The sequence below is a fragment of the Streptomyces sp. NBC_00659 genome, from assembly GCF_036226925.1.
Taxonomy (GTDB): domain Bacteria; phylum Actinomycetota; class Actinomycetes; order Streptomycetales; family Streptomycetaceae; genus Streptomyces.
Genome location: NZ_CP109031.1, coordinates 6,213,541 through 6,225,686, shown reverse-complemented (window position 1 = coordinate 6,225,686; position 12,146 = coordinate 6,213,541). Strand labels below are relative to the sequence as shown.

The following is a 12,146-nucleotide window of genomic DNA, read 5'->3' as shown; positions in this document are numbered from 1 at the left end:
GATCCGCGAACTCGTGCGGACCACTGGCGAGGGGGGCACTCATGACACGTTTCGCACGGTGGACGGCCGCGGCCGCCGCCGCGTTGCTGCTGGTCGGCTGCGGCGGGGGCTCGCCGGACGGCGGCAAGAACGAGGAGAAGAACGGCGACAAGGCGCCGTCCAGCGCGCCGCCCTCCGGCGGGTCGCCGGGGCTGCCCGCCTCGCTCACCTCGCAGAGGCTCGACTGGGGCCGATGCAAAGGCACTTCGGACTCCCCCGCGCCCGGGAACGGCTGGCAGTGCGCCACGCTCAAGGCACCGCTGGACTACGCGAAGCCGGGCGGTGCGACGATCGGCCTGGCCCTCATCCGCTCCAAGGCGACCGGCGGCCAGAGCAAGCGCATCGGCTCGCTCCTCTTCAACTTCGGCGGTCCCGGCGGCTCGGGCGTCTCCACGATGCCGTGGTACGAGAGCATCGTCGACCCGCTCCACCGGCGCTACGACCTGGTGAGCTGGGACCCGCGCGGGGTGGCTGCCAGCGAAGGGGTGCGGTGCCGCGGGGACAAGGCGGTCCAGGCTTCCGAGTCGGTGGACGCGACACCGGACGACGCGGCCGAGGAGGCTGCGTACTTGCAGGACGCCACGGACTTCGGGAAGGCCTGCGCGAAGGCCGCCGGGAAGCTGCTGTCCCACGTCTCGACGACGGACACGGCCCGCGACATGGACCTGATGCGCCAGGTCCTCGGCGACCGCCGGATGCATTACTTCGGCATCTCGTACGGCACCGAACTGGGCGGTGTGTACGCCCACTTGTTCCCGAAGAACGTGGGACGCCTGGCGCTGGACGCGGTCGTCGACCCGAGCGCCGACACCGTGGGCCATGCCAAGAACCAGACGCTGGGCTTCCAGCGCGCCCTGGACGACTACCTCAAGTCCACCGGGCAGGACCCGAAGCAGGGCTCCCGGAAGATCGCGGACCTGCTGAAGCGGATCGACGCGAACCCGCTGCCCGCTTCCGGCGGGCGCAAGCTGAGCCAGACACTGGCCCTCACCGGCATCGTGCTGCCGCTCTACAGCCAGGAGCGCTGGCCGAGCCTCACCGAAGCTCTGAAGAACGCCGAGGGCGGGGACGGTTCGGCCCTGCTGACGCTCGCCGACAACTACAACGACCGTGACGCCTCGGGGCACTACGGCACGACGACCCAGTCCCAGCGGGTCATATCGTGCTTGGACGACAAGGAGCGGCCGACTCCCGAGGAGACCAGGAAGCGGCTGCCCGAGTTCGAGAAGATCTCGCCCGTCTTCGGGGACTTCATGGGCTGGGACACGGCGGGCTGGTGTCACGACTGGCCGGTGGCCGGCCAGTACGACACTCCCGAGGTCAGTGCTCCGGGAGCCGGACCCGTCCTGGTCGTCGGCAACACCGGGGACCCGGCGACACCCTACGAGGGCGCGCGCAGGATGGCGGACGAGCTCGGCAAGGGCGTGGGAGTGGAGCTCACCTGGAAGGGCGAGGGCCATGGCGCCTACGGGAGCGGGAGCGACTGTGTCGACTCGACCGTGAACAGCTATCTGCTGGACGGAACGGTGCCGAAGGACGGCAAGGTCTGTTCATGACGACGGCGGGGGTTCCACGGACACCAGGTCCACGAAACCCCCGCCACCGAAAGTGCGGTCCGGTCCGCCGGTCAGTACACCGGCTTCTCGGGCTCGATCTGGTGGACCCAGCCGATCACACCGCCGCCGACGTGCACCGCGTCGGAGAAACCGGCGGACTTCAGGACGGCGAGGACCTCCGCGCTGCGGACACCCGTCTTGCAGTGCAGGACGATCTTCTTGTCCTGCGGCAGGCTCTCCAGGGCGGTGCCCATGAGGAACTCGTTCTTCGGGATCAGCTTGGCGCCGGGGATCGAGACGATCTCGTACTCGTTGACCTCGCGGACGTCGATGATCTCGATGTTCTCGCCGTCGTCGATCCACTCCTTGAGCTGCTTGGGAGTGATCGTCGAGCCGGCGGCGGCCTCCTGGGCCTCCTCGGACACGACGCCGCAGAAGGCCTCGTAGTCGATGAGCTCGGTGACGGTGGGGTTCTCGCCGCAGACCGCGCAGTTCGGGTCCTTGCGGACCTTGACCTGGCGGTACTGCATCTCCAGGGCGTCGTAGATCATCAGGCGGCCGACGAGCGGCTCACCGATGCCCGCGAGGAGCTTGATCGCTTCGTTGACCTGGATGGACCCGATGGACGCGCACAGCACGCCGAGGACGCCGCCCTCGGCGCAGGAGGGGACCATGCCCGGCGGCGGGGGCTCCGGGTAGAGGCAGCGGTAGCAGGGACCGTGCGCGGACCAGAAGACGGAGGCCTGGCCGTCGAAGCGGTAGATCGAGCCCCAGACGTACGGCTTGTCGAGGAGCACGCACGCGTCGTTGACCAGGTAGCGGGTCGCGAAGTTGTCGGTGCCGTCGACGATCAGGTCGTACTGGCTGAAGATGTCCATCACGTTCTCGGCCTCGAGCCGCTCTTCGTGAAGGACCACGTTCACGTACGGGTTGATACCCAGTACGGAATCGCGCGCGGACACGGCCTTGGAACGGCCGATGTCCGCCTGGCTGTGGATGATCTGGCGCTGCAGGTTCGACTCGTCGACTTCGTCGAACTCCACGATGCCGAGCGTGCCGACGCCCGCCGCGGCCAGGTACATCAGCGCCGGCGATCCGAGGCCGCCGGCGCCCACACAGAGCACCTTGGCGTTCTTCAGCCGCTTCTGCCCGTCCATGCCCACATCGGGGATGATCAGGTGGCGGGAGTACCTGCGGACCTCGTCTACGGTGAGCTCAGAGGCTGGCTCGACCAGGGGTGGCAGCGACACGGGGACTCCGTTGGTCGGTCTATCACTACAGTTGTTCTCCCCGTAACACTGCCACGCCCTTCTTCATTCCGAGACACCCGTTCCGATCCGCGAGACGATCTCGTCCCAGTAGCCGGGCATCGTCTCCCAGGGGTCGGCCGTCCCACCGTGATCGGTGCGGTCGGTGAAGTAGATCGTCGAGGCGCCCTGCCAGCGCGCGATGCGCAGTGCCTCGTCCAGGTGACCGCGCGGCACGCCGTGCACGAAATGGCAGAAGCGCTCGGGGGGATAGTCGGCGGTCCACTCGGCAACCTGCGACCAGCGGTATTCGCTCCAGGGGCCCGAGAAGGTCACCAGTTGGTCGGCGCTCTCGGCATATCCCGGATGCGGGTGGGTGCCGTGGCCGAACACGATGTGGGCGCCGTCCCGCAGCGCGCGCAGCGCGCCGGCCGTCCGGCGGACGTCGGGCAGCGCGGCGCGTTCGGTGGGGCAGCGGTCGAGGAGGAATCCGTCGGCCTTGTACCAGTCGAGATGACGGCGCGCGTCGGCGATCGTCTCGCCGAAGGGGCGTACGCCATGGGCGGCGTCGAGAAGTCCCAGCACCCGGACGCCCGCGTTGCGCAGCCGTCCGGTGGCCTCCAGACAGCGCGGGTCGGGCCGCTCGCCGGGGCCGTTGTCCACGTTCAGCACGACCCAGCGCAAGGGGGTGCCGGGGCGGGTGAGTTCGTCCCATTCCAGCGGAGCGACGAGGGGATGCGCATAGCCGGGGACACCGAAGCCGAGTCCCAGGTCGGTGCTCGCGCTGCCGGTCGCGGTCCTGGTCAGATACGACATGCCGCCTCCATCCAGATGTCGGCCAGGGATTCCTCGAGGTTGATCCGGGGCCGCCAGCCGAGCCGGTCGCGCGCGGTGCGCACGTCGGCCTGCTGCCAGCTGCCGCAGCCGTCCGGGTAGGGATACGACACCGGGGCCACGTGGTCGGGTTCGGGACGGGGGTGGCCGATGGACGGCCTCATGGACGGGCCGGGCGGGCCGTCGAGTTCGTGCAGGCTGCCGCTGTAGCCGGCCACGCGCGCGAGGACGGCGGCGGCGTCGCGGAGGCGTACGGCGCGGCCCGAGCCGATGTTGATCACCCCCTGTGCGGCGGACAGGGAGGCGGCGTGGACGGCGCGGGCGACATCACGGACGTCGATGAAGTCGCGCTGGACGCCGAGGCCGCCGAGCTTGAGTTCGCCGTCGCTGGCCTGCATGGCGCGGCGCAGGGCTTCGGCGAGCCGTCCGAGCGGGGATCCGGCGGGCGTGCCGGGTCCCGCGGGTGAGAAGACACGCAGGACGACGGCGTCCAGGCCGGAGCCGAGGACGAGTTCCGTCGCGGCGAGCTTGCTCACTCCGTACGGGCCGCCCGGGCGCGGCACGGCGTCCTCCGCGGTGGAGGAACCGGGCTGGCTGGGCCCGTACTCGGCGCCGCAGCCGAGCTGGACGAGCCGGGCCCCGCAGCCGCTGCGGCGCAGGGCCTCGCAGACGGTGGCGACGGCGACGGTGTTGTGCCGGGTCAGTTCGCGGGCACCGCCGCGGGTGGCGCCCGCGCAGTTGATGACGACTCCGGGGTGCACCGCGTCCAGGAAGCGGGTGAGCGCGCCGGGGCTGCCCGAGGCGAGGTCGAACCGTACGTCGGCGTCGTCACCCCGGCCGAGGGCGGTGAGCTGCACGGCCGGGTCGGCGAGCAGTCTGTCGGCGACGAAGCGGCCGAGGTAGCCGTTGGCTCCGATCAGCAGGACCCTCATCGGGCGGCTCCCGGGGCGGATTCTCCGGTTCGGGAGGTGATCATCTGACTGTCTCCTTCAAGGTGATGCCGTAGGTCGGGGAGGGCCCGCGGTGTCGGCCCCGCGGGAGAAGGGGGTCCGGATCCGGGAAACTGCCCGGATCCGGGGAGGGCTCACGGCGGTGGGGCCGTCGTGGGCCGGTTCCGGGTGGCCTCGGCCGCCCGGCCGCCCGGCGGAAACGGACCGCCGGGCAGGGGGCTCGGTTCGCCGGCGTGCTCGGTGCGCCGGGGGCTCGGTGCGCCGGGGGGCTCGGATCGATCGCGGCTCATGGGCCCTCGCGGAGCGGGGCGTGGGCCGAGGCGCGGGTGAGCGTGCGGGTCGCCTGGACGAGGAGGACGAGGGCGCCCGCCCCGCAGGCCAGGGCCGGCACGGCCCCGGCGCCCGCCGCTTCGACCAGGCTGTCGACGGGGGCGGCCAGGAACGAGCAGCCGGGCAGTCGCGCGGCGAAGACCATGGCGAGGGCCGTGGCCTCCACCGCACCCGCGCCGGCCAGCGCGCGGCCCGGGACGCGGGTGAAGCCGCGTGCCGTGAGCAGCCGCGCCAGGAGGACCAGTGCGCCGAGGGCACCGGCTCCGGCGTAGGCGGGCGGCTCGTCCAGTACCGTCCCGCACAGCGCGAGAAGCCCGTACAGCCCGACTGTGAACAGGCCGAACGCCCCGAGGAGCAGGGGACGTACGGAGGTGGCGAACTCCTCCAGGCCGCGGCTCGCGCTCAGTCGGCGGCGGGCGCGGGCGGCGAAGAGGTGGGCGCACCAGGCCGCCGGGGCGCAGGCCAGCAGGAGAGCCAGCACGGGTGCGGCTGCCAGGGGCCAGGGGCCGTGCGGGCCGCCGTCCCGGGCGGCGCTCAGCAGTCCGTCTCCGGCGAGGGCGTACGCGATGAGCCAGCAGATCCCCACGCGTGCGGCGCCCGTCGTGCGGTGCGAGGTGCTCAAGGGGCCGCGCCGGAAGGCGAGGTACAGGCCCGACGCGACGGCCAGGGCGCCGAACGCGGCGGCGGCCGGACGAGCTTGCCCGCCGGTGAGCCGCAGCCCGGCGACGACGGCCGCGCCGAGGACGCCCGGCACCAGGGCGAGCGCCGCCCAGTAGGCGCGCGGTCCCGGGCGTCCGGGGGGCTCGGTGCGGGGGGCCGCCTCCCCGTCGCGGGCCGCGCGGGCGTACATCTCCTCGGCGAGCGAGAAGACGTCCCGGTGGCGCAGGCGGGCGGCGGTCCGGTCGGTGACCCCGTGCGCCTCCAGACCCGCCGCGATCTCCAGGGGGTCCACGGCCCGTTCGCAGAGCTCGCGGTGACGGTGCATGAGTGCCTTCACGGGGTCCACCGCGCCACGGCGCCCGGCGGACCCTCGCGTGCCCTGGAAACCCTCACGTGCGGAGTCGCCCTCGCGCAGGGGAGCGATACCGCGCGCCGAGGCGCCGGCCCCGGCTCCGCCCCTGCCCCCGCCGCTGTCCGTATCGCGCAAGGGACCGGCGTCGTGTGGCGACAGCTCGTCCCCCGTGCCGGGGCCGGTCGTCGTGCCAGGACGCGTCGTCAGCCCGGCCAGGGCGGTGATCGGCGTCGCGGGGGTCGTCGGGGCGGGGGTCGTCGGGGCGGGCCGGGCCTGTTCGCTCGGGTCGTCGCATTCGTGCGGGGCACCCGGTCCCGCACTGTGTCCCGCGCTGTCGATCGTCACGTGCCCTCCCCCACGGAAACAGGTAGCGGCGTGGACGGGGGCACAGTGGCCCGTACCGGTGCCCCTTCCGCCCAGCGCGGCCGGCACGCGGTCATGAAGCGGGTCTCGGTCCAGCGCCCCGGCACATGGGCCTCTGCGGGAACGCCGAAGGGCAGCGGCTCCCCCTCGTCGTCCACGACGAGGCGACGCACCGGGGAGTGCGAGACGATCTCCAGGTAAATGCCGTGAAATGCCGTGATGTTCTGCTCGACGGTGAAGAGTTCGAGGGCGCGGGCACGGGCGGCCGCGCCGAGCCGCTCACGGCGCTCGGGGTCGCGCAGCAGTGCCACGCACGCCTCCGCCAGTGCCCGCGGATTGCGCGGCGGGACCACAAGACCCGTACCGCCGATGACCTCGACGACCGCGCCCACGTCCGTGGAGACGGTCGCCCGGCCGCAGAGCATGGCTTCGACGAGGCTGACCGGGAAGCCCTCGACGACGCTGGACAGGACGACCAGGGCTCCGCAGGCGTAGGCCTCCGCGAGGCTCGGGATCTCGGGGCCGCCGATCTCCTCGAAGGAGACCGGGTTGTCGCCGACGGCGTGCACCCCCTCCGCCTCGTCGGGGAAGAGTTGCGCGGCCAGCGCCTTGCAGTGGGCCAGATAGGCGGCGGAGTCCGGATCCTCGGCGGGGGCGCCGACGATCCGCAGCCGGGTCCGCGGCTCGGCCCTGCGGATCTCGGCGAAGGAGTGCAGCAGGGACATCAGGTCCTTGGCCGGCTCGACGCGGCCGACCCACACCAGCGTGTCGGGGTCGGCACACCGGCTGCCGGGCGCTCCCTCCCCGACGTCCGCGAAGCGGGCGGCCTCCATGCCGGGGTGGACGGTGCGCAGCTTGGCGCGGTCGGCGCCGCAGCGCTCCTGCCAGCGGCGGGCGTGTGTGTTGCCGGGCGTGACGATCACGGCCGCGCGGTAGACCTCGGTGGCGAGCCGGCCGTGGAACGCGGCGAGCAGCGCCCGGACGGCGGGGGCCTCTTCGAGGGTCGCGGCGGCCAGGTAGTGCGCCCGCAGGTGCACGCCGTACTCGGTGACCAGCAGCGGGACGCCGAGGAAGTGCCGGGCGAGGAGGCCGGGCAACGCCGCCGCCCCGCCGGCCGCGGCGTGGCAGAGGTCCGCCGAGCCGAGCGTGTCGTCCTCGTACCAGTCCAGCGAGAGGGGGCGCAGGGCGCGCTCGATGTGCGCGGCGACGGTGAGCAGGTCGGGAACACGCGCGGTGCGGGCCGTACGGAGTGCGCCCGGTGCGCGACAGGCGCGTTCGAGGACACGCACCGCGTTCTCGGAGCGCAGGGCGCCCGCCAGTCCGCCCTCGTCCCGGGCGAGTTCGGCCAGTCCGTACAGGGCGCTGGCGAAACGGTCCGCCTCGGCGCCGACGGCATCCGCCGGGATTCCGGGGACTCCGTGAACTTCGGGGACTCTGTGAGCTTCGGGGCCTCCGGGGCTCGCGGCCCGCGGTCCGCCGCACACCGCCGCGAGCAGCTCTCCGTACGCCTCGGAGAACCGGCGCCGGGCCCGGCGCCCGTGCACCACGCCGTCGTCGTGCGCCGTCCACAGCGGTGCCGTGCGGACGCGGCCGACCTGGGGCGGCAGCTGGATCCAGCCCCGGTCCTCCTGGCGCTCGGTGCGGCTGAGCGCGTAGATGTCGAACGTGTGCTGCCCGAGCCCGCGCACGAGCCGGTCGCACCAGAGTCCGGCGTCACCGCTCACATACGGATAGCCACCCTCCGTAAGCAGTCCGATGCGCACGAGCACACCCCCGATCTCCCGTATGGGGAGCCGCCGTTGACCCGGCGGCTCACAGCGGGACGAAGGTATGCGGACAAGGAGGTGGTACGACGGACGGTTGTCCATCGCACCACCAAAAGGGGTGAACGGTCGTAACTTTCCCGCGCAGGTCGCGTTTCGTCGCGCTACGAGATCACGCGGGCACGTATCCGCGGGCCACCGGCCCCCGGATCACGCCGGGGACGCCTCCTCGCGCCGCGCGCGGCGCCGTGCCGCGATCTCCGGGTCGAGCGCCGGTACGGCGGCCAGCAGCTGCCGGGTGTACGGGTCGCGGGGGCTCTCGTAGACCTCGTCGGCGGGACCGTACTCGACGATCCGGCCGCGCCGCATCACGGCCACATGGTCGCTGACCTGGCGCACGACCGCGAGATCGTGCGCCACGAACACCAGCGCGAGCCCGAGTTCCCGTTGCAGCTCGCCGAGCAGGGCGACCACCTGGGCCTGCGTGGTGACGTCGAGCGCGGAGACCGGCTCGTCGCACACGATGGCGTGCGGTTCGGCGGCCAGGGCCCGCGCGATGCCGACGCGCTGGCGCTGTCCGCCGCTGAACTCGTGGGGATAGCGGTCGTAGTGCGCCCCTTCGAGCCCCACGCGCTCCAGCAGTTCTTGTACGCGCCCCCGGATGCGCCCCTCGTCCCTCCCCCACTCTCGGCTTCGCCCGAGCGGGGGGACCCTCATCCCTCGCGCCCGCAGCGGGTCGGCGATGGACTCGCCCACACTGCGCCGCGGGTTGAGGGACGACACCGGGTCCTGGAAGACCATCTGCACCGAGGGGCGGACGCCGGACTGTACGCGCCCCTCGTGACGGACCACGCCGGCAGTGGGTTCCAGGAGTCCGACCAGCATCCTTCCCAGGGTCGTCTTCCCGCTGCCGCTCTCGCCGACGATGCCGAGGGTCTCGCCCCGGCGGACGCTCAGCGACACGTCGTCGACGGCGGCGAACCGCCGCTTCCCGCGCCCGAACTCCCGCCGGAGCCCGGCCGCCTCGAGGACGACGTCATCGGGCCGGAGGACGTCGTCCGGCCCGGCTCCCCCGGCCGGAGCGGCACCGTCTTCGAGCCGGGCCGGCCGGGGCGCCCGAGGTGTGTCCACCCGTGGGACGGCGCCGAGGAGTTCGCGGGTGTACGGCTCCCGGGGCGCGCCGAGGACAGCGCCCACGGGCCCGTGCTCGACCGCGCGTCCGTGCCGCATGACCAGGATCTCGTCGACGCTCTCGGCCGCGACCCCGACGTCGTGGGTGACCAGCAGCAGCCCTGTGCCGGTCTCCTGCCGCAGGGTGTGCAGGAGGTCGAGGATCTGCGCCTGGACGGTCACGTCCAGGGCCGTGGTGGGCTCGTCGGCGATCAGGAGCTCGGGTTCGCAGGCCAGCGCCATGGCGATGAGGGCGCGCTGGCGCATGCCGCCGCTGAACTCGTGCGGGCGCGAGCGGGACCGGCGGGCGGCGTCGGGGATGCCGACACGGTCCAGCGTCCGCACCGCACGCGCGCGTGCCGCTCGCCGGGACGCCTTGGTGTGCACCCGGTACACCTCGGCGATCTGGTCGCCCACCGCGTAGTACGGGTCGAGGGAGGACAGCGGGTCCTGGAAGACCATGGCGGCCTTTCCGCCGCGCAGCCGCCGCAGTTCGTCGTCGGACGCCCGCTGCACGTCGACGCCGGCCACGCGGACCGTGCCGTCGACGTGTGCTCCGGTGCCCCGGTGGAGCGCCAGCAGGGCCGACGCCACGGTGGACTTGCCCGAGCCGGACTCGCCGACCAGACCCAGTGCGGCGCCCTTCTCCAGCCGGAAGGAGAGCCCGTCGACGGCACGCAGGCCTCCGAAGTCGACGACGAGGTCGTTCACTTCGACCAGCGGGGCGGCGGAACCGGCCGTGGAGGAGTCCGCGGAGGTACCGGGTGAAGCGCCCGGAACCGCCTGCCGAAGCGTGGAGAGGGTCGGGGAAGAGTCGCTCATGCCAGCACCACCCGTCGGTCGGCCACCGCGTAGAGCACGTCCGCGACGGCGTTGGCGATGACCACGAAGAAGCCGATGACCAGGACCATGCCGACGACCACGGGAAGGTCGACGACGTTCACCGCGTGCACCAGTTCCTGGCCGATGCCGGGCAGCCCGAAGAGGGTTTCGGTGAGCACCGCTCCGCCGATGGCACCGCCGACGTTGTTGGCGTTGAGCGCGATGATCGGCGCGAACGCCCCGCGCAGCGCGTGCCGGCCGATGATCGACCGCTCGCCGACGCCGTACGCGCGAAAGGTCCGGATGTGGTCCTCGGCGAGCGTCTCCAGCATCGACGCCCGGGTGAGCCGGGCGAACGTGGCGGCCTCGATGAGGGCCAGGGAGAGCCATGGCAACAGCAGGTTCCAGCCCCACTGTTCGGGATCCTCGGTGAGGCTGACGTACTGCGGGAAGGGCAGCAGCCTCAGTTGCCCGCAGACGACGATCATCAGCACGAGGCCGATCACGAAGACGGGGGTGGCCACGCCCGCGAGCGTGACGCCGGTCAGCACGCGCTCGGTGAGACGGCCGCGCCGCCATGCGGACAGGACTCCGGTGCCGACGCCGAGGATCAGCCAGAGGATCATCGCGCCGAACACGAGCGACAGGCTGACCGGCAGCTTCGTGACGATCAGCTGGGTCACCTGCCGGCCGCTCTGGTACGACTGGCCGAGGCAGGGCGCCGAGCAGTGCTCCACGGACGTGCCCGTGGAGTAGTCCTGGCCGACGAGGATGCCCTGGAGGAAGTGCCAGTAGCGCACGTAGAGGGGGTCGTCGAGCCTCAACTGCTGCGCCACCTGGTGCACCTGCTCCGGGGAGCAGCGGGGGCCGCAGGTGATCTGGGCGACGTTGCCGGGGGTGACGAAGAAGACGACGTAGACGATCACCGAGATGGCGAGCAGGGTGATCACGGTGCCGGCGGAGCGGCGCAGGACGAATCCTCCGAAGCCGTTCATGCCCCGGCCCCCTTCCCGCCGGCGGCTTCCGCCTCGGCGCTCGTGTCCGCCGGGGACTTCCTGGTGTCCGCGTCCGCCTTGGCCTCCTGCTTGCGGCCGGTGCCGACGCGCAGGCGGGAGGCCGCGCGCGGGTCGAGGGCCGTGCGGATGCCGTCGCCCAGGACGGTCAGCGTCAGGACGGTGACGAAGAGCGCGCCGGCGGGCAGCAGCAGGTACTGCGGGGCGGCCTGGTACCAGACGTCGGCGGCGGTGAGCATCTGTCCCCATGAGGGAGTCGGGGGCTTGACTCCGACCCCCAGGAAGGAGAGCGCGGCTTCCACCGTGATGTTCATCGGGACGAGGAGCGCGGCGTACGTGATGACCGGCGCGGCGAGTCCCGGCAGCAGTTCGCGGCGGGCGATCCGCCAGGTGCCCCAGCCGCTGAGCCGGGCGGCGGAGACGTAGTCGAGTCCCTTGAGGGCGAGCGTCTGGGCTCGCGTGATCTTCGCGACGTTGCCCCAGGCGATCAGGCCGATGACGAGTGCGACCAGCAGGGGCCGGGGGAAGCCGCTGGGCACGATCGCCAGCAGGGCCAGCGACATGATCATGAGCGGCATCGCGATGATGATCTCGGTGAACCGGCTCAGCAGCTGATCGACCCAGCGCGCGCCGAGGGCGGCGGCGACACCGACCACGACCCCGATGAGGACCTGCACGACCGTCGCCCCCAGGGCGACGCCCAGGGAGACCCGGGCACCGTAGACGAGGCGTGCGAACAGGTCGCGGCCGGTCTGGGGTTCGACGCCGAGCCAGTGGTCGGCGCCGATGCCGCCGAGCGGGCCGACGGGGACGCCGCCGCGCGCGGAGTCCACCAGCGAGGGGTGGTAGGTGGTGGGGTCCTGGCCCTCGATCGCCGTGAGCAGCGGTGCGGCGAGCGCGATCAGGACGAGCAGCGCGACGAGGGCCGCCGCGACGAGGGCGGCGCGCTGCGCACGCAGCCGCCGCCAGAACTGACGGGCCCCCGAGGCCCCCGCGGCGGACGAGTCCGCCGCGGGGGCCGGGGAGGCGACAAGTGCCTCGCTCACG

The 12,146-nt window shown here is 72.7% G+C and carries 9 protein-coding genes; 1 reads left to right on the top strand and 8 read right to left on the bottom strand.

All coding sequences use genetic code 11. The features are described from left to right. Positions 1-41 precede the first annotated feature (41 nt). Positions 42-1,595: an alpha/beta hydrolase gene (locus OG410_RS27290; protein ID WP_329301553.1), complete on the top strand. Its 1,554-nt coding sequence runs from the start codon at positions 42-44 to the stop codon at positions 1,593-1,595. 71 nt (positions 1,596-1,666) lie between these two features. Here the strand turns inward: OG410_RS27290 and moeZ are convergent, their stop codons facing one another. From moeZ to OG410_RS27250, 8 genes are all read right to left on the bottom strand, one after another. Continuing rightward, positions 1,667-2,845: an adenylyltransferase/sulfurtransferase MoeZ gene (moeZ, locus tag OG410_RS27285; RefSeq protein ID WP_329301552.1), complete on the bottom strand. Its 1,179-nt coding sequence runs from the start codon at positions 2,843-2,845 to the stop codon at positions 1,667-1,669. Between the two features lie 63 nt (positions 2,846-2,908). Then, positions 2,909-3,658, bottom strand: a complete 750-nt coding sequence (locus OG410_RS27280; RefSeq protein ID WP_329301551.1) for a spherulation-specific family 4 protein — start codon at positions 3,656-3,658, stop codon at positions 2,909-2,911. After that, entirely contained in the window at positions 3,646-4,608 is a 963-nt protein-coding gene (locus OG410_RS27275) for an NAD-dependent epimerase/dehydratase family protein (RefSeq protein WP_329301550.1), read from the bottom strand. Before OG410_RS27275 ends, OG410_RS27280 begins: the two co-directional genes overlap by 13 nt. 304 nt (positions 4,609-4,912) lie before the next feature. After that, complete coding sequence (locus OG410_RS27270; RefSeq protein WP_443063910.1) at positions 4,913-6,184, bottom strand: hypothetical protein; 1,272 nt, start codon at positions 6,182-6,184, stop codon at positions 4,913-4,915. A 125-nt stretch (positions 6,185-6,309) separates the two neighbouring features. Beyond that, entirely contained in the window at positions 6,310-8,094 is a 1,785-nt protein-coding gene (locus OG410_RS27265) for a DUF3492 domain-containing protein (protein ID WP_329301549.1), read from the bottom strand. A 210-nt stretch (positions 8,095-8,304) separates the two neighbouring features. Beyond that, positions 8,305-10,086 carry an ABC transporter ATP-binding protein gene (locus OG410_RS27260; protein ID WP_329301548.1) on the bottom strand — a complete coding sequence of 594 codons (1,782 nt, stop codon included), beginning with the start codon at positions 10,084-10,086 and terminating at the stop codon, positions 8,305-8,307. Further along, a complete protein-coding gene (locus OG410_RS27255) occupies positions 10,083-11,081 on the bottom strand; it encodes an ABC transporter permease (RefSeq protein WP_329301547.1) in 999 nt (332 codons plus the stop codon). Before OG410_RS27255 ends, OG410_RS27260 begins: the two co-directional genes overlap by 4 nt. After that, entirely contained in the window at positions 11,078-12,145 is a 1,068-nt protein-coding gene (locus OG410_RS27250; RefSeq protein ID WP_329301546.1) for an ABC transporter permease, read from the bottom strand. Before OG410_RS27250 ends, OG410_RS27255 begins: the two co-directional genes overlap by 4 nt. Between the last annotated feature and the right edge of the window lies 1 nt (position 12,146).